The sequence below is a fragment of the Mesorhizobium sp. WSM4806 genome (assembly GCF_055811635.1).
The window spans coordinates 46,694-63,715 of the sequence record NZ_JBVVQZ010000020.1; the positions used below are offsets into that span (position 1 = coordinate 46,694).

18 protein-coding genes are annotated in these 17,022 nt (G+C 64.1%); 11 read left to right on the forward strand and 7 right to left on the reverse strand.

Features of this window, described 5'->3' with window-relative positions; all coding sequences use genetic code 11:
- Positions 1 to 63: 63 nt before the first annotated feature.
- On the reverse strand, positions 64 to 603 hold the full coding sequence (locus AC0L2M_RS26695) for a protease inhibitor Inh/omp19 family protein (RefSeq protein ID WP_473536331.1): 540 nt from the start codon (positions 601 to 603) through the stop codon (positions 64 to 66).
- A gap of 293 nt (positions 604 to 896) precedes the next feature.
- On the opposite strand from AC0L2M_RS26695, the gene AC0L2M_RS26700 reads away from it, so the two are divergent.
- From AC0L2M_RS26700 to AC0L2M_RS26735, 8 genes are all read left to right on the forward strand, one after another.
- The gene (locus AC0L2M_RS26700) at positions 897 to 1,907 is read left to right on the forward strand and encodes an MBL fold metallo-hydrolase (protein ID WP_473536332.1); all 1,011 of its coding nucleotides are present in this window, start codon (positions 897 to 899) and stop codon (positions 1,905 to 1,907) included.
- A gap of 95 nt (positions 1,908 to 2,002) precedes the next feature.
- Positions 2,003 to 2,164 carry a DUF1328 family protein gene (locus AC0L2M_RS26705; RefSeq protein WP_023803355.1) on the forward strand — a complete coding sequence of 54 codons (162 nt, stop codon included), beginning with the start codon at positions 2,003 to 2,005 and terminating at the stop codon, positions 2,162 to 2,164.
- A 176-nt stretch (positions 2,165 to 2,340) separates the two neighbouring features.
- Entirely contained in the window at positions 2,341 to 3,225 is an 885-nt protein-coding gene (gene dapF / locus AC0L2M_RS26710; protein ID WP_128175371.1) for a diaminopimelate epimerase, read from the forward strand.
- Complete coding sequence (gene mtaB / locus AC0L2M_RS26715) at positions 3,225 to 4,544, forward strand: tRNA (N(6)-L-threonylcarbamoyladenosine(37)-C(2))-methylthiotransferase MtaB (RefSeq protein WP_287225058.1); 1,320 nt, start codon at positions 3,225 to 3,227, stop codon at positions 4,542 to 4,544. The genes dapF and mtaB overlap by 1 nt, the downstream gene beginning before the upstream one ends.
- Before the next feature lie 11 nt (positions 4,545 to 4,555).
- On the forward strand, positions 4,556 to 6,406 hold the full coding sequence (ftsY, locus tag AC0L2M_RS26720; RefSeq protein WP_473524082.1) for a signal recognition particle-docking protein FtsY: 1,851 nt from the start codon (positions 4,556 to 4,558) through the stop codon (positions 6,404 to 6,406).
- Positions 6,407 to 6,468: 62 nt separating this feature from the next.
- Positions 6,469 to 7,143, forward strand: a complete 675-nt coding sequence (locus AC0L2M_RS26725; protein WP_023803351.1) for a septation protein A — start codon at positions 6,469 to 6,471, stop codon at positions 7,141 to 7,143.
- A gap of 18 nt (positions 7,144 to 7,161) precedes the next feature.
- Positions 7,162 to 7,782 carry a pyridoxamine 5'-phosphate oxidase family protein gene (locus AC0L2M_RS26730; protein WP_128171119.1) on the forward strand — a complete coding sequence of 207 codons (621 nt, stop codon included), beginning with the start codon at positions 7,162 to 7,164 and terminating at the stop codon, positions 7,780 to 7,782.
- Positions 7,783 to 7,821: 39 nt separating this feature from the next.
- Entirely contained in the window at positions 7,822 to 8,355 is a 534-nt protein-coding gene (locus AC0L2M_RS26735; RefSeq protein WP_287225060.1) for an NADPH-dependent FMN reductase, read from the forward strand.
- Between the two features lie 213 nt (positions 8,356 to 8,568).
- Here AC0L2M_RS26735 and AC0L2M_RS26740 read toward each other — a convergent pair whose 3' ends face one another.
- Entirely contained in the window at positions 8,569 to 9,483 is a 915-nt protein-coding gene (locus AC0L2M_RS26740) for an SMP-30/gluconolactonase/LRE family protein (RefSeq protein WP_128175358.1), read from the reverse strand.
- Between the two features lie 273 nt (positions 9,484 to 9,756).
- Here AC0L2M_RS26740 and AC0L2M_RS26745 point away from each other — a divergent pair, with 273 nt between their 5' ends.
- Positions 9,757 to 9,924, forward strand: coding sequence for a hypothetical protein (locus AC0L2M_RS26745; RefSeq protein WP_023803346.1), 168 nt, complete (start codon positions 9,757 to 9,759; stop codon positions 9,922 to 9,924).
- Positions 9,925 to 10,013: 89 nt separating this feature from the next.
- On the opposite strand, the gene AC0L2M_RS26750 is transcribed toward AC0L2M_RS26745, so the two are convergent.
- From AC0L2M_RS26750 to ccmA, 4 genes are all read right to left on the reverse strand, one after another.
- On the reverse strand, positions 10,014 to 10,592 hold the full coding sequence (locus tag AC0L2M_RS26750; RefSeq protein ID WP_287225061.1) for a DsbE family thiol:disulfide interchange protein: 579 nt from the start codon (positions 10,590 to 10,592) through the stop codon (positions 10,014 to 10,016).
- A complete protein-coding gene (ccmD, locus tag AC0L2M_RS26755; RefSeq protein ID WP_287225062.1) occupies positions 10,589 to 10,756 on the reverse strand; it encodes a heme exporter protein CcmD in 168 nt (55 codons plus the stop codon). Before ccmD ends, AC0L2M_RS26750 begins: the two co-directional genes overlap by 4 nt.
- A gap of 150 nt (positions 10,757 to 10,906) precedes the next feature.
- Positions 10,907 to 11,572, reverse strand: a complete 666-nt coding sequence (gene ccmB, locus AC0L2M_RS26760) for a heme exporter protein CcmB (RefSeq protein WP_023803343.1) — start codon at positions 11,570 to 11,572, stop codon at positions 10,907 to 10,909.
- 46 nt (positions 11,573 to 11,618) lie between these two features.
- The gene (gene ccmA / locus AC0L2M_RS26765) at positions 11,619 to 12,227 is read right to left on the reverse strand and encodes a heme ABC exporter ATP-binding protein CcmA (RefSeq protein WP_473536333.1); all 609 of its coding nucleotides are present in this window, start codon (positions 12,225 to 12,227) and stop codon (positions 11,619 to 11,621) included.
- 285 nt (positions 12,228 to 12,512) lie between these two features.
- On the opposite strand from ccmA, the gene acnA reads away from it, so the two are divergent.
- Entirely contained in the window at positions 12,513 to 15,203 is a 2,691-nt protein-coding gene (gene acnA / locus AC0L2M_RS26770; RefSeq protein WP_473536334.1) for an aconitate hydratase AcnA, read from the forward strand.
- Between the two features lie 72 nt (positions 15,204 to 15,275).
- Here the strand turns inward: acnA and AC0L2M_RS26775 are convergent, their stop codons facing one another.
- Positions 15,276 to 15,944 carry a ceramidase domain-containing protein gene (locus tag AC0L2M_RS26775; protein WP_473536335.1) on the reverse strand — a complete coding sequence of 223 codons (669 nt, stop codon included), beginning with the start codon at positions 15,942 to 15,944 and terminating at the stop codon, positions 15,276 to 15,278.
- Positions 15,945 to 16,122: 178 nt separating this feature from the next.
- Between AC0L2M_RS26775 and AC0L2M_RS26780 the strand changes: the two genes are divergently transcribed.
- Positions 16,123 to 16,917 (forward strand): DUF1223 domain-containing protein, encoded by a 795-nt coding sequence (locus AC0L2M_RS26780; protein WP_091592176.1) that lies wholly within the window; start codon positions 16,123 to 16,125, stop codon positions 16,915 to 16,917.
- Positions 16,918 to 17,022 lie beyond the last annotated feature (105 nt).

The window sequence follows — 17,022 nt, forward strand, 5'->3', positions numbered from 1 at the left end:
AGCAATTCCGGGAAAGCGTGTAGCGGTTTTCGGAATCGCCTAAAAACAATAAGGGCGGGCGGGTCAGCCTCTTGTAAGCGAGATCGGCAGGCCGTTGGAAGTCTGGCCGTCGAATTTCTCTCCGCCCGAGGAATAGAGCCGTGCCAGCGTGCCGCCATTCGCGTCGTACAGCGTCAACTGCTTGCCGGCGACGTTCCAGGATTTGATGCCGTCAATCGGCGCCGGGCAATGCAGTGGTCCAGCCCGATAGCCGGAGCCGAATTTGGTTTGCGGCGTCGCCACCTGGCAGCTCTGGCCGGACACGCTGGCCTTCCACACGCCGGCGACGCTGCTTGCGGTAAGATCCGGGGCTCCGGCCGGAGCCGTTCCGTCCGGCGGCAGCGAGGCGACCTGAGGACCTTGCGGCGCCGTCGGAAATTTCGACGGGTCGGCGGTGCCAGGCGACGCCGGCGGCGGCAGCTGGTTTGCGGTCACCGTGCCGGAGGGCGCGGCTTGCAGCGGCGCCGGCTGCTGGTCCATCGGCGAGAACCGTGACGTTGAACAGCCGCTCGCAAGGAGCGCGGCCAGCGATACGGCCAGCAGACCGGTTTTCGAAAAATTCATTTCAAACCTCCGTCGGGTCCGGCCGGGCTGCCGTCCGCACAATATCCCCCTTACCAAGACGGAGAAGGTGGCAAAATTTCAACCCTGTATGGTTAAAATAGCATTTGCGGCGGCACCTGTTGCAACTTTGCCACAAATGCGGGCCGCCCGAAAACCTGTCCTGGGGGTCCGACGCGAAACTGCGCAGCGGTTTGCCAGGACAGGCCTGCCCCTGGCGTCCGGCCGCCAAATGCTTGCGCCAGCCCGCTTCGGTCCTATCTCTGATGAAACCGAACCTTGCCGGAGGCGAAATCTTGGCTGCGAGGAAAAGGGCGGCCAACCGCTACTATAGCGGGCCGCCCAGCGATCATTTCGACGGCACCTTGTTCTTCAATCCCAACGGCAAGTTGCCTGCCCGCTTTTCCGATCTTTTGAAGTGGCAGCTCGGCGGCGAACGCTCGAAATGGCCGTCGGCGAATCCAAGTCCGTTTCATCAGGCGACACCGGCCAAACGGATCGACGGCTCCGAACTGAGGCTGACCATGGTCGGCCATTCCACGCTGCTCATCCAAACAGCCGGCCTGAACATCCTCACCGACCCGGTCTGGTCGCGGCGCGCCTCGCCGCTCCCCTTTGCCGGGCCGAAACGGGTCAATCCGCCCGGCATCGCCTTTTCCAGTCTGCCGCCGATCGATCTCGTATTGGTCAGCCATAACCACTACGACCATCTGGACCTCGCCACGCTGAAGCGGCTGAAGACAAAGCACGACCCGCTGGTGCTGACGCCGCTCGGCAACGACGCCATCATCGACGATGGCTTTCCCGGAATGCGGCTTTCCGTGCATGACTGGGGCGAGCGGGTCGAGATCGGCAAGGACGTCGCCGTCCATGTCGAGCCGGTGCACCACTGGTCGGCGCGCGGCACCCGCGACCGGCGCATGGCGCTGTGGGCGGGTTTTGTGGTCGAGACGCCGGGCGGAAAGGTCTATTTCGCCGGCGACACCGGTTTCCACGATGGCATCAACTACCGGCTGATGGCCGCAAGGCACGGCGGCTTCCGCCTCGCCATCCTGCCGATCGGCGCCTACGAGCCGCGCTGGTTCATGGCGCCACACCACCAGAACCCGGAGGAGGCGGTGCAAGGCATGCTGTTGTGCAACGCCGCCTATGCCGCCGGCTGCCATTGGGGCACGTTCCGGCTCACCAACGAGCCGATTGACGAGCCGGCAAGAAAGCTGGGCGAGGCCCTCAACGATCAAGGTGTCCCGCAAGAACGCTTTCGCGCCCTGCGTCCCGGCGAAGTCTGGGACGTGCCGGCGCTCTAGGCTGGCGACCCGGCCCCCCAGAGGCCCCCGGGGGAACCCGGACGTCGTAAACGCGTTGGTGGTGGTCCACAACCGTCGGCTGCGAGGGATTTCCCATGATCAAATGGATTGTGATTCTTCTGATAATCGCGGCCGCGGCCAGCCTGCTCGGCATGCCGGCATTGGCCGGAGCCGCCGCCACCGGCGCCCGCATTCTCATCGGCATTGTGTTGATCATCTTCCTGCTGGTCATGCTTGGCGTCTTGGCGGTGGCATAGACCGCATCCGCCCGAAAATCGGAATCGATTTTCAGGAAGCACGATGCGCAGGTTTAAAAATGTCAGAGCGTACTTTGTGCGTCCAAGTCGACGCACGTCGCGCTGGCGTCTCGCACTGGTAATTCCGGCCGCTATCCGCCATATAGGCGCCAAATCGGCATGAGACCTTTCGATCCATGGCAAGCACTGCCCCCTTCGCCAAGATGAACGGCATCGGCAACGAAATCATCGTTGCCGACATGCGCGGTCGCGCCGACCGGGTGGCGCCGGCTGCCGCCCTTGCGCTCAATGCCGATGCCGCGACGAAGTTCGATCAGATCATGGCGATCCACGACGCCAGAACGCCGGGCACTGCCTTTTTCATCGACATCCTGAATTCCGACGGAACCGGCGCGCAGGCCTGCGGCAACGGCATGCGCTGCGTGGTGCAGGCGCTTGCCGCCGAGACCGGCCAGAAGACATTCGCCTTCGAGACCGTCGCCGGCATCCTCAACGCCGAAGAACATGCCGACGGGCTGATCTCGGTCGACATGGGCAAGCCGCGTTTCGGCTGGCAGGATATTCCGCTCGCCGAGGAATTCCGCGATACCCGCATGATCGAGCTGCAGGTCGGCCCGATCGACGCGCCGGTGCTGCACTCGCCCTCGGTCGTGTCGATGGGCAATCCGCACGCCATCTTCTGGGTCGACCGCGACGTCTGGTCCTATGAGCTCGACCGCTTCGGTCCGCTGCTCGAAAGCCACCCGATCTTCCCCGAACGCGCCAACATCACCATCGCGCGGGTGACCTCGGCCGAGACGATGGTCATCCGCACCTGGGAGCGCGGCGCCGGCCTGACCAAGGCCTGCGGCACAGCGGCCTGTGCCGCCGCCGTCGCTGCCGCGCGCACCAGGCGGACCGGACGCAGCGTCTCCCTGGTGACGCCCGGAGGTGGCTCCTTGCATGTCGAGTGGCGCGGCGACGACCACGTCATCCTCACCGGCGCCGCCGAATGGGAATTTTCCGGCAGCTTCGACCCGGCGACCGGCGTGTGGGCCCGCGACACCGAAAGCGCCGCCTGATGGCTCCCCTTGCCAAGAAGGATCCCGCTCTTCCCAAAAGTGTTGACGTCGTCACCTTCGGCTGCCGGCTGAACACCTACGAATCCGAGGTGATGCGGCGAGAGGCGGAAAGCGCCGGCCTTGGCGCGCTGGAAGGCGGCGCCATCATCTTTAACACCTGCGCCGTCACCGGCGAGGCGGTGCGCCAGGCAAAACAGTCGATCCGCAAAGCCCGCCGCGAGAATCCGGCCGCCCGCATCATCGTCACCGGCTGCGCCGCGCAGACCGAGCCGCAGAATTTCGTCGCCATGGACGAGGTCGATCTCGTCCTTGGCAACGAGGAAAAGCTGAAGGCGCATTCCTATCGCGCGCTGCCGGATTTCGGCGTCAACGACACCGAGAAGGCTCGCGTCAATGATATCTTTTCGGTGCGCGAGACGGCCGGCCACATGGTCGACGCCATCGAAGGCCGGGCGCGGGCGTTCGTCCAGGTTCAGAACGGCTGCGACCACCGCTGCACCTTCTGCATCATCCCCTATGGCCGCGGCAATTCGCGCTCGGTGCCGATGGGCGCCGTGGTCGAGCAGGTCAAGCGGCTGAGCGGCAATGGTTATGCCGAGATCGTGCTGACCGGCGTCGACATGACCAGTTTCGGCGCCGACCTGCCGGGCAGCCCGAAGCTCGGCAAATTGGTCAAGACAATCCTGAAGCAGGTGCCTGACGTGAAACGCCTGCGCCTTTCCTCGATCGATTCGATCGAGGCTGACGACGATCTGCTCGACGCCATCGCCACCGAGCCCCGGCTGATGCCGCATCTGCATCTGTCGCTGCAGTCCGGTGACGACATGATCCTGAAGCGGATGAAGCGCCGGCACAACCGGGATCAGTCGATCCGTTTTTGCCAGGATTTGCGCAAATTGCGTCCCGGCATCGTCTTCGGCGCCGACATCATCGCCGGCTTCCCGACCGAGACGGACGCCATGTTCGAAAAATCGTTGGAGATCGTCGAGGAATGCGGGCTGACGCATCTCCACGTCTTTCCGTTTTCGCCGCGCGAAGGCACCCCCGCCGCGCGCATGCCGCAGCTTCGCCGCGAACTGGTCAAGCAGCGTGCGGCACGGCTGCGCGCCGCCGGTGACGCCGCCTATCGCAGCCACCTTTCCTCGCTCGCCGGAACACGCCAGTCGATCCTGATCGAGCGCGACGGGCTCGGCCGCACCGAAGGGTTTACGCTTGCCGCGATCTCCGAGGGTGCGCCGGGCGAAATCGTTAAGGCCGATATCGCCGGCGATGACGGCTCGCGGCTGATCGCGGCGCCGCTTGCCGCCCGCGCCGCCTGAGACGCAAGAACATGGCTGGTTTTCTCAAGAAGATATTTTCGTTCGGCAAGAAGGAAGTGGTCGAGGAGCGGATCGACGAGACCGCACCGCTGCCGCCGATCAAATGGGACGCGCTCGAGGCACTGAAACCGGCGGCCGAGCAAGCCGTTCCGGAATTTTTGAAACGCGAAGAGCCTTGGCCCGAAGCAGAAGCTGCGCCTCCGGCACAGCCGGTGCCTGTTGAAGAGGCCGAGCCTGCTCAGCCGGAGCCTGATCCGGTCGAAGAGCCAGAGCAGATTCCGGCTGCTCCCGTGATTCCCGAGCCAACTCCGGAGCCGCAGGACGTTCCTGAGCCCGAGCAGCCGGAAATCGCCCCGAAGAAACAACCCGAACCTGCGTCCGTCGAAGCGTCCACTCAGCTTCCATCATCAGCGGCTGGCGCCGCCCCTCATCCGCCTGCCGGCACCTTCTCCCCGTATAGGGACGGGGAGAAGGGTGCTGATCGCGCCGCCGGAACCACTCCCGCAGAGGCCGAGGAAGAAGCGGCTGCGCTGACGCCCCCCTCTCCCCGTCCTTCACGGGGAGAGGGTAAGGGTGAGGGGCAGCGCGGACCTGCGCAAGATGCCGCACCGACGGCCGAAATCCCGCCCCCCATTCGCCAGCCAGCGCCGATCGAGGCGAAGCCGGTCCTTACCGAGATCGCGCCCGAACCTGAAGCCATACCGGCGCCCCGCCCTCCCCTCGATGGGGAGGGTCGCCGCGAAGCGGCGGGGTTGGGTGACAGCGCCGGCGCCAGTCACCCTCACCCCCGAGCTTCTCTCGGGACCTCCCCCATCGCGGGGGAGGTAAAGCGCGAGCCCGTTCCGCAACCACCGCCGGAGCCAAAGCCGGCTGCCGGCAAGGTCACCGTCACCAGGAAGGTCGGGCAGAGAGCCGAACCGCAGAAGGCGCCGGAACCGGCACCGAAACGCTCGTGGTTCCAGCGCATGAAGGAGGGGCTCGCCCGCTCTTCCCGGGAACTGTCAGGCAACATCGCCGGCGTCTTCACCAAGCGCAAGCTCGACGAGGACACGCTGCAGGATCTGGAGGACGTGCTGATCCGCGCCGATCTCGGCATGGAGACGGCTTTGCGCATCACCGATTCGCTGGCTGCCAGCCGCTACGGCAAGGACGTCTCCGAGACGGAAGTCCGCGCCATCATGGCGACCGAGGTTGAGAAGGTGCTGACCCATGTCGCCTTGCCGCTGGAGCTCGACCTCAGCCACAAGCCGCATGTCATCCTTGTCGTCGGCGTCAACGGCACCGGCAAGACCACGACCATCGGCAAGCTGGCGGCAAAGCTGACCGACGGCGGCCTGTCGGTGATGCTCGCCGCCGGCGACACGTTCCGTGCCGCCGCGATCGAGCAATTGAAGATCTGGGGCGAGCGCACCAGGTCGCCGGTCATCGCCTCGAAGCTTGGCGCCGACGCCGCCGGCCTCGCCTACGATGCCTTCGAACAGGCCAGGCAAGCCGGCTCCGACGTGCTGATCATCGACACCGCCGGGCGGCTGCAGAACAAGACCGAGCTGATGGCGGAACTCGAAAAGATCGTCCGGGTGCTGGGCAAGCTCGATCCGGAGGCGCCGCACACCGTGCTGCAGACGGTCGACGCCACCACCGGCCAGAACGCGCTCAACCAGGTCGAGATCTTCCGCAATGTCGCCGGCGTCAACGGCCTGGTGATGACCAAGCTGGACGGCACGGCACGCGGCGGTATTCTGGTGGCGATTGCGGCAAAGCATAAATTGCCGGTTTATTTCATCGGCGTCGGCGAACAGGTCGACGACCTCGAACCATTCTCCGCAAGCGAGTTCGCCAGGGCGATCGCTGGAGTGGCATAACAAGCTTGATCCCAGGAAGTTGCAGACTTTTTGGACAGGATCATGCGCAAGAAGGAAAGCCTATGAACCCGCGCATCCTCGAACGCGACCCGTCCGACCCGCAGAAACAGAAGAAGGAAGGCGTCAATCCGCTGCTCAAGCTGGTGCTGGAGCTCGGCCCGTTGATGGTGTTCTTCTTCGCCAACGCCCGTGGCGCATGGCTGTCGCAGAAATTTCCGGTGCTGGCCGAATTCGGCGGACCGATCTTCGTCGCCACCGGCCTGTTCATGGCCGCGACCGCGATCGCGCTGGCCGCGTCCTGGCTGCTCACCCGCACCTTGCCGATCATGCCGATGGTGTCGGGCGTCGTCGTCTTCGTCTTCGGCGCGCTGACGCTCTACCTGCAGGACGACATCTTCATCAAGATGAAGCCGACAATCGTCAACATGCTGTTCGGCGGCGTGCTGCTCGGCGGCCTGTTCTTCGGCAAGTCGCTGCTCGGCTACGTCTTCGATTCGGCCTTCAGCCTCGATGCCGAGGGCTGGAAGAAACTCACCTTCCGCTGGGGCCTGTTTTTCCTGTTCCTGGCCCTTGTCAACGAAGTGGTCTGGCGGAATTTTTCCACCGACGCCTGGGTTACCTTCAAGGTCTGGGGCATCATGCCGATCACCCTTCTTTTCACCTTCAGCCAGATGCCGCTGATCATGCGCCATTCGCTTGAAGGCAAGACCGGAACGGAAGGGAAGCCCGGCAAGTAACGATTTTAAGGAGAGGGCATGGAATTCGTCACCACGCGCGAAGAGCTGAGAACGATCTACAAGACGCCTCGGCCGACCGACGGCTCGATCCGCAAGGAACTGAAGGCGCTGGATGGCCACGGCCGTTCCTTCATCGGCAAAAGCCCCTTCGTGCTGATTGGCTCCTCGGACGGCGCCGGCAATGCCGATGTGACGCCGAAGGGCGATAGGCCGGGCTTTGCCGCCGTGCTCGACGAGAAGACCATCGCCATCCCCGACCGGCCCGGCAACAACCGGCTCGACACGCTGGAGAACATTCTTCTCAACCCTTCGGTCGGGCTGCTCTTCCTCATCCCGGGCATGAACGAGACGCTGCGCGTCAACGGCGACGCCCGCATCACCGTCGATGCGGCTTTGCGCGAGCGGCTCGCCGTCGACGGCAAGGAACCGCAAAGCGTCGTCCTGGTGACGGTCAAGGCCGCCTACATGCATTGCGCCAAGGCCTTCATGCGCTCCGATCTGTGGAAGCCGGAAACCTGGTACGACCGCGCGACGCTGCCGACGCTCGGCCAGATCCTGCGCGACCAGCTGGCGCTCGCCGATTCGGCCGAGGCGACCGACCGCTGGCTGGACGAAGAATACAAACACACCATGTGGTAGTGTGCCCGACCACGAATCGCCGAGCCCGCCTCTAAGCCTTTGCTGAACATCCTCGCCATTTCCGGCAGCCTGCGCGCCGCCTCGACCAATTCGGCCCTGGTCGCGGCGCTCGCGCAAAACGCGCCGCCGGACTGTCACGTATCCGTCTATGACGGGCTTGGCCGGCTGCCGATTTTCAATCCGGATGACGAAGGCGAGCGGACGCCACCGCAAGCATCCGCGCTGATCGACGCGGTCACCGCCGCTGACGGCGTGATCGTCTCCTGCCCTGAGTATGCCCATGGCGTACCGGGCGGGCTGAAGAACGCGCTCGACTGGCTGGTGTCGCGCGATGCAGCTGTCGGCAAGCCGGCCATGCTGGTGCACGCCTCGCCGCGCTCGCTGTTTGCCCGCGCGGCTCTGGCCGAGATCATGCGCACCATGTCTTTCGCGCTTGTTGAAGACACCGCGCTCGAAATCGCCCTGCTCGGCAAGAGGCCACCGGAGGTGGACAAAATCCTGTCGGAGCCGGCAAGCCAACTGGCAATGCACAACCCCATTTCGGCATTCGCCGATTTCATCCGGTCGCGTTAAGCGGCGGCCACCGTGCTTTCGTTATCCCGGGCGGAGCGAACGCGAAGCAAGCGTCGGCGACGAAGCCCCCAAGTGGGGGAGATGCCCGGCAGGGCAGAGCGGGGCGCTGTCCCGCAGCCTCTCGCAAATTTCCCTTCGGTCTCAACGCCGCGACATTGGTCTCGCCGACGAACCAGTCACGCGCAGCGACCTCTTCGAAGGCCCCAGGGCCGCTCAAAATGTCTTTGCGCCGTTGACCATCAGCCGGACCATGTAGAGCGACGTCGTGCCGGCGATGTAGAGGCAGTTCAGCTTGTTGCCGCCGAACACGCAATTGGCGACGACTTCCGGCACCTTGATCTTGCCGATCAGCGTCCCGTCCGGATCGTAGCAATGGATGCCGTCGGCGGCACTGGTCCAGATCCGGCCCTGGTCGTCGAGCCTGAAACCATCGAACAGGCCGGCCGTGCAATCGGCGAAGACCTTCCCGCCGGAGACCTTCTTGCCGGCCTCGTCGACATCGAACACCCGCATATGCGCCGGATTCTGCGCGCCATGCGTGCGGCCGGTATCGACGACGTAGAGCTTGCTCTCGTCGAGCGAGAAGGCAAGCCCGTTGGGCCTGATCATGTCGGTGATCACCGCTTCGATCTCGCCGGTACCGGGGTCGGCCCGGTAGACATGGCAGGCGCCGATCTCGCTCTCGGCCTTGTCGCCCTCATAATCCGTATCGATGCCGTAGGTCGGGTCGGTGAACCAGATCGAACCATCGGACTTGACCACCGCATCGTTGGGCGAGTTCAGCCGCTTGCCGCGCCATTTGTCGGCGATGGTGGTGATCGAGCCGTCATGCTCGGTGCGGCTGACCCGGCGGCCCGAATGCTCGCAAGTGACCAGCCGGCCCTGCCGGTCGACGGTGTTGCCGTTGGAATTGCCCGACGGCTGCCGGAACACGCTGACGCTGCCGTCGGTCTCGTCGTAGCGCAGCATGCGGTTGTTGGGAATGTCGGACCAGACCACATAACGGCCGGCCGCAAACCAGGCCGGCCCTTCGGCCCACCGGCATCCGGTGAAAAGCTTGTCCACCTGTGCGTTGCCGTTGAACAGCCGCGCAAAGCGTGGATCGAGAATTTCGTAGTCTTCGGCCATGGTTTTCTCCCGGGTCATGCAAATCGTTGGTGCCGGCGCGATCAAGCCAGCCGGCGATCGATATGGCAAGGTCGTGTATCGGGACAGGCAATGCGGCCCTTGCTCGACTGACGGATGGAAGGACGGGCCCATGCGCCGTTAACCGGCTATGCGCCCAGCGCAATGGTGCATTGCAACATCTTCTTTTTGCGATGCACCATAACTATGTCATGCTGCGTATCGATCAGGGAGGAACAACCTGCCGCAACAAAGCGGCACAGAAGGAACCTCGCTATGATTCTCGACAGCCTAATGAGCCGCGCTCGCACCAGCATCGCCAAGCGCCGGCAATACAACCGCCTCATCGCCGAAATCGATTCGTTTTCCAGCCGCGATCTGGCCGACATGCGCGCCGACCGCAGCGAAATGCTCTACCAGGTCCACAAGCAGGTCTACGGCTGAATCTTCGGTCGACCTATCACGTTCGTAATCCTTGGGCGTAACGACGCAAAGCGGAGTGGAGACCCAAGGATGACGAAACGGCGGGGCCATCAGCCGGGTGCTGCCAGCGCCTTCTCGATCTCCGGCAGCAGCAGCGCTTGTGCTGAGTCCGGCGTCAGCGGGCCGACGTGCTTGTAGGCGATCTTGCCGTCCTTGCCGACGACGAAGGTTTCCGGCACGCCGTAGACCCCCCAGTCGATCGCCGCGCGCCCTGCCGTGTCGACGCCGATCGCCTGGAACGGGTTGCCGAGATCGCCGAGGAACCGGCGGGCGTTTTCCGGCTGGTCCTTGTAGTTGAGGGCGGCGATGACCAAGCGCTTGTCCTGCGACAGCGCCAGCAGCAGCGGATGTTCGTCGCGGCACGGCCCGCACCACGACGCGAAGACGTTGACGAGCGTGACCTTGCCGGCGAACTGCCTGGAATCGAGCCCCGGCAAATTCATGCCCTCCAGCGCCGGCAGATTGGTCTGCGGCGCCGGCAGGCCGATCAGCGCCGATGGCACTTCCGAAGTGTCGCGGCCGGACAGCAGCTGCGTCAGGAACAGCCCCGCCAGCCCGAGGAAAATCAGCAGCGGCAACAGCACGATCAGGCGGCGTGAGCGCGCCGGCGTTTCCGTCTCCATGCTCATGATTTCCCCGCCTTGTCGGAGCGCCGCCGCACGCCGGACGCTTCCAGCTCGGCGAGGTCTCGTCTGCGTGCACGCTGGTCGAGCAGGATCCAGCCGATCAGCCCGGCCAGCACCACGGCCGTGATGGCATAGGCAGCGGTCACATAGAGCGCATGCGCGGTCATAGGGGTCGCTCCTCCGGTGCAAAACCTTTCAGCCGGACCATTTCGCTTCGTTCCAACATGCCTTCCTTTAACCCTGCGCCATCGGCTTCGCAATCGACAGCAGCGCCGCAGCCTTTGACGCCCTGTAATCACCAACGATGGCCGGCCAAATCAGTCGGTTCCATGGCGCAGAGCCAACGCTGCCGCAACCGGCCCCAGCACGGCAAGAAACAAGGTCAGCGCGGCAAGAATGAGGAAAGGCTGCAGAAACGGATCAGGGTTCGCCACCGCGCCATAGCTTGCCGAGACGCCGAAGATCAGCACCGGGATGGTCAGCGGCAGCACCAGCACCGAGATCAGCAGCCCGCCGCGCGGCAGTGCCACCGCCACCGCCGCACCGGCAGCGCCGATGAAGGTAATCGCCGGCGTGCCGACCAGAAGGGTCAGCGCCGTGGCGCCGATGCCGATCGGCTCCATGTTCATGAACAGGCCGAGCAGGGGTGCCGCGATGACCAGCGGCAGCACGCTTCCTGCCCAATGCGCTAGGCATTTTGTCAGCACGGTCAGCGCCAGCATCTGCCGGTCGTCGCCGAGCACCAGCAGATCGAGCGAGCCGTCTTCCCGGTCGGCCTGGAACAATCGGTCGAGACCGAGCAGGCAAGCCAGCAAGGCGCCGATCCACAGGATCGCCGGGCCGATGCGGGCAAGCAAATTGAGGTCCGGCCCGACGCCGAACGGGATCGTGGCGATCACCGCGAGAAAGAAGATCACGCCGGTCAGCGCCCCGCCGCCGGCCCGGATACTCAGGCGGATATCGCGCAGGAAGAGGGCTAGCATGGTTTTAGATGCCCTTGCCCAGGCACCCCCCTCTGTCCTGCCGACATTACCGAGTTTCCCCCATCCTCAATTCTTGTGCCCCCTCCAACCCCAGCGGCAGATGCGTCGCCGCAATAATGATTCCGCCCTCCGAACAGTGCTCCCGCATCAGCCGGCCGAATCGCTCTTCCGAAGCCTTGTCCAATCCGGCCGTCGGCTCGTCGAGCAGCCACAGCGGCCGCCGGCTGACCAGCAGTTTTGCGATCGCCGCGCGGCGGCGTTGCCCGGTGGAGAGATAGCCGAACGGCAGATGGCCGATACCGTCAAGCCCGACCATTGCCAGCGCCTCTTCGGCGCTCAAAAAATCCGGACCCGAAAAATCGCGCCAGAAGCGCAGATTTTCCGCCACGCTCAGCGCCGTCTTCATCGCGTTCTGGTGGCCGAGATAGTGGCAGGCCGAGGCGACCGACGGAAAATCCTCACCGCCACCTTCGAGAAGCAAACGGCCTGCCACCACCGGCAGCAACCCGGCAACGACCCTGAGCAGTGTCGATTTTCCCGCGCCGTTCGGCCCGGTGACGATCAGCGCCTGGCCTTTGCCAAGGGCAAAGTCGAGGCCGGAAAAAACCGCCTCGCCGCCGCGTTCGCCGCCCAGATTTTCGGCGATCAGCCGCATTCCATGCCCGTCCCGAAAACATCGCGCCACGGCAGCTGCCGCATCGCACAAAATAGCCGTTCGACTGTCTAGAACTATTCCAGGAAATTCTCTATATGCGGGGCATCCGTGCCAGCGGTCGGCACGGGAAGCGAATTAGCGCCGAACCAGCGCACGCGCCGCCTTGAACGGCTCGGGTTGGCTGGGAACGGACAGCGGAAATGGCCGTACCCGCACCTTTGCGCGTGATTGCATGCCATCGGCGTCCGTTCCCTTTCAGGCTGAACAGACAAGGACGGATCGCACGTGTCAAAATCCCTCGATAGTTTCAATTGCCGTCGCACGCTGACCGCGGGCGGCTCCGATTATGTTTACTACGACCTCGTCGAGGCCGAGAAGAACGGCCTCACCGGCATCGCCCAACTGCCCTATTCGATGAAGGTGCTGCTGGAGAACCTGTTGCGCAACGAGGACGGCCGTTCCGTCACCAAGGAGAGCATCCAGGCGGTCGCCGGCTGGCTGACCGACAGGGGCACCGCCGGGGTCGAGATCGCCTATCGCCCGGCCCGCGTGCTGATGCAGGATTTCACTGGCGTTCCGGCCGTGGTCGACCTGGCCGCCATGCGCGATGCCATGGCCTCGCTCGGCGGCGACCCGCAAAAGATCAATCCGCTGGTGCCGGTCGACCTGGTCATCGACCACTCGGTCATCGTCGATGAGTTCGGCACGCCGCTGGCTTTCGCCCGGAATGTCGAGCTTGAATACGAGCGCAACGAGGAACGCTACAAATTCCTGAAATGGGGCCAGCAGGCCTTCCGCAACTTCCGCGTCGTGCCGCCCGGCACTGGCATCTGCCACCAGGTCAATCTCGAATATCTCGGCCAGGTCGTGTGGACCAACACTGAAGGCGACGAAACCACCGCCTATCCCGACACCTGCGTCGGCACCGATTCGCACACCACCATGATCAACGGCCTTGGCGTGCTCGGCTGGGGCGTCGGTGGCATCGAGGCCGAGGCCGCGATGCTTGGCCAGCCCGTCTCCATGCTGCTGCCCGAAGTCATCGGCTTCCGGCTCACCGGCAGGCTGAGGGAAGGCGTCACCGCCACCGATCTCGTGCTCACCGTCACGCAGATGCTGCGCAAGAAGGGCGTCGTCGGCAAGTTCGTCGAATTCTTCGGTCCTGGTCTGTCCAACATGACGCTGGCCGACCGCGCCACCATCGGCAACATGGCGCCCGAATATGGCGCGACCTGCGGCTTCTTTCCGGTCGATGGCGAAACCATCCGCTACCTCACCATGTCCGGCCGCGAGGAAAACCGCATCGCGCTGGTCGAGGCATACGCCAAGGCGCAAGGCATGTGGCGCGATACCGGGTCGGCCGATCCGGTCTTCACCGACCTGCTCGAGCTCGATCTCGGCAGTGTCGTGCCGTCGATGGCCGGACCCAAGCGTCCAGAAGGCCGGGTCGCGCTCGAAGGCATTCCGGCCGGCTTTGTCAAGGCGATGGAAACCGAGTACAAGAAGGCGGTCGAAATCGACAAGCGCTATGCCGTCGAGGGCAACGACTACGACCTTGGCCATGGCGACGTCGTCATTGCCGCCATCACCTCCTGCACCAACACCTCGAACCCGAGCGTGCTGATCGGCGCCGGGTTGCTGGCACGCAACGCCAACCGGCTCGGACTCAAGCAGAAGCCGTGGGTCAAGACATCGCTGGCGCCGGGCAGCCAGGTCGTCGCCGAATATCTGGAGAAATCCGGCCTGCAGAAGGAACTGGACCAGATCGGCTTCAATCTGGTCGGCTTCGGCTGCACCACCTGCATCGGCAATTCCGGCCCGTTGCCGGCGCCGATCTCCAGAACCATCAACGACAAGGGCTTGATTGCTGCCGCGGTGCTTTCCGGCAACCGCAATTTCGAAGGCCGCGTCTCGCCCGACGTGCAGGCGAACTACCTCGCTTCGCCGCCGCTGGTCGTCGCCCACGCACTGGCCGGGACCGTGACCAAGGATCTGACCACCGAACCGCTCGGCGAGGACCGCGACGGCAACCCGGTCTACCTCAGGGACATCTGGCCGAGCTCGGTCGAGATCCAGGAGTTCATCGAGAAGAACGTGACGCGCGAACTGTTCGCCCGCAAATATGCCGACGTCTTCAAGGGCGACGAATACTGGCAGAACGTCAAGGCGCCGGAAGGCCAGACCTATTCCTGGGACAACAATTCGACCTATGTGCAGAACCCGCCCTACTTCGCTGGCATGACATCGGGCTTCGGCACGATCGGCGACATCAAGGGCGCCCGCGTGCTCGGCCTGTTCGGCGACAAGATCACCACCGACCACATCTCACCGGCCGGCTCGATCAAGGCGGCCTCGCCGGCCGGCAAGTACCTCATCGATCATGGCGTCGGCGTTGCCGACTTCAATCAATACGGCACACGGCGCGGCAATCACGAGGTGATGATGCGCGGCACCTTCGCCAATATCCGCATCCGCAACCACATGCTGGGTGAGAACGGCCGCGAGGGCGGCTACACGATCCACTATCCGTCGAAGGAAGAGAAATCGATCTACGACGCCGCCATGGAGTACAAGAAGGAAGGCGTGCCGCTGGTCATCTTCGCCGGTGTCGAATACGGCAACGGCTCGTCGCGCGACTGGGCGGCCAAAGGCACCAACCTGTTGGGTGTTCGCGCCGTCATCGCTCAGTCCTTCGAGCGCATCCACCGCTCGAACCTGGTCGGCATGGGGGTCATCCCCTTCGTCTTCGAGGAAGGCACCTCATGGGCCTCGCTCAACCTCAAGGGCGACGAACTGGTCGAAATCGACGGACTGAACGCCATCAAGCCGCGTCAGAAGATGATCGCGAAGATCACTTATGGCGACGGCACGGTGAAGAACATTCCGATCATCTGCCGCATCGATACGCTGGACGAACTCGACTACTTCAAGAACGGCGGCATCCTGCAATATGTGCTGCGCGATCTGGCAGCATAGAGAGGGGAGTAAGGGAGTAAGGGAGTAGGGAAGACAATACCTATTCCCCTATTCCCCTATTCCCCTATTCCCCTATTCCCCTATTCCCCTACCGAACCGCGCCGCCGCCGCCAGCAGCACGCCGAGCATCAGCCCGTTGAGGATGTGCCACAGGAAATGCGTGCCGAGCGGGAAGCTGCCGCAGACCAGCGGATCGATCGTCCTGAAGATGACCGACGCGACGAAGATCGCCGAGCCCGCCAGATTGTACCAGCCGGCGCGGTTGCCGCTCGCCGCCACCCAGGCGCCGAAGAAGGCGAGCGCCAGGAAGGGCGGCAGGTAGCCGGTCGTGCCGTTCGATGCCTGGCGCAGCCAGTCCGGCACGGCCCAGGTCAACAACCCGGTGACGGCATAGAAGGCGAAGAAGATGGCGATCGCCTTGCCCCATTGCATAGCGAGGAAACGGCGCAGGTTGAACAGCGTGTAGGCCAGCGTGAACCCGGCGATCGGCAGCACGTCGGCCCAGACCATGGCATGGTTGGCAAAGGTGTGGAACAGCGCCGAGCCGATGCCGATCGCCACCACCCACCAGGCCAGAATTTCGGCGAAGATGCCTGTGCCGCGCCGGCGCACCTCCCGGACACCCCATAGCCCGGCGACAAGAAAAGCCATATTGGTCAGTGCGTTCACCGGTTCGGCCCAGAACTGTGGCCCGACCCGCTCGCAGTACAGGTCGACCGGCGTCAGGAGAGTTTGCCACATGCTGATTGTCGCCCGAATCGGTATCTACCTTAAAGTGTAGCCCATCCTGTTGCGCCCTTGCAGTTTGTCGCAACGGTAGAATTTCACCGCAACGTGACTTCCCGTTGACTGCCGCTTCTGCCACATATTTCGCCAACCAGAACAAAGCCGGCCATCACCGGCGGGAGTCGAAACGGCCATGACACCTCGAAGACCATTGCGGCTTGCGGCGTTTGCGCTGGCCCTCTCGGTGCTTGCCGGAGCTGGACTTGCCGCCAATGCGCTTGCCGGCGAGGCCGACCGCTCCCAGACAGATAAATCCCTGGTCGGCCAGCCCTTGGGCGTGGTCGAGCTCTTCACCAGCCAGGGCTGCAGTTCCTGCCTGCCGGCCGATGCATTTTTCGCCGAGCTTGCCGCCAAGGAGAACATCGTCGCGCTCGCCTATCACGTCGACTACTGGGATTATCTCGGTTGGAAGGACACGCTGAGCCGCAAGGAGAACACCGAGCGGCAGTATGAATATATGCGTGCCTTCGGCAGCCGCTCGGTCTATACGCCGCAGGCCGTCATCAATGGCCGCAGCCATGTCAACGGCGCCCGCCGCGAGGAAGTCGACGGCGCGCTCGCCCGCATGGAAACGTCCGGCGAAGGCATGCAGGTCCCCATCGACGTCAGCCGGACCAGCGACCGCGTCATCATCGACGCCGGCGATGCCGGGAGCGGCCCCAGCGATGCCCATGTCGTCATCGTCTATTTCGACCCGCCGCAGACGATCAAGATCGGCAAGGGCGAGAACACCGGCCGCAGCATGACCTATTGGAACGCCGTCTCCGGCATCCAGACCGCCGGCATGTGGCACGGCAAGGCGCAGCGCTACGAATTGCCGATGAGCGTGATTGCCAAGAAAGGCGGCTGCGCCGTGCTGCTGCAATCGGTAGGCAAGGACGGCATGCCGGGCCCCATCCTGGGCGCCGCCCTGATCCACAAGCCCTGAACGCCCTCTCCTTCTCCCCTTGTGGGGCCCGAAGGGCGGGCGAGGCCCACGACTCGCCTCGGTTGGTGGATCGCGCGCAGCGTCGAAAGAATGAGGCAGCGGCGA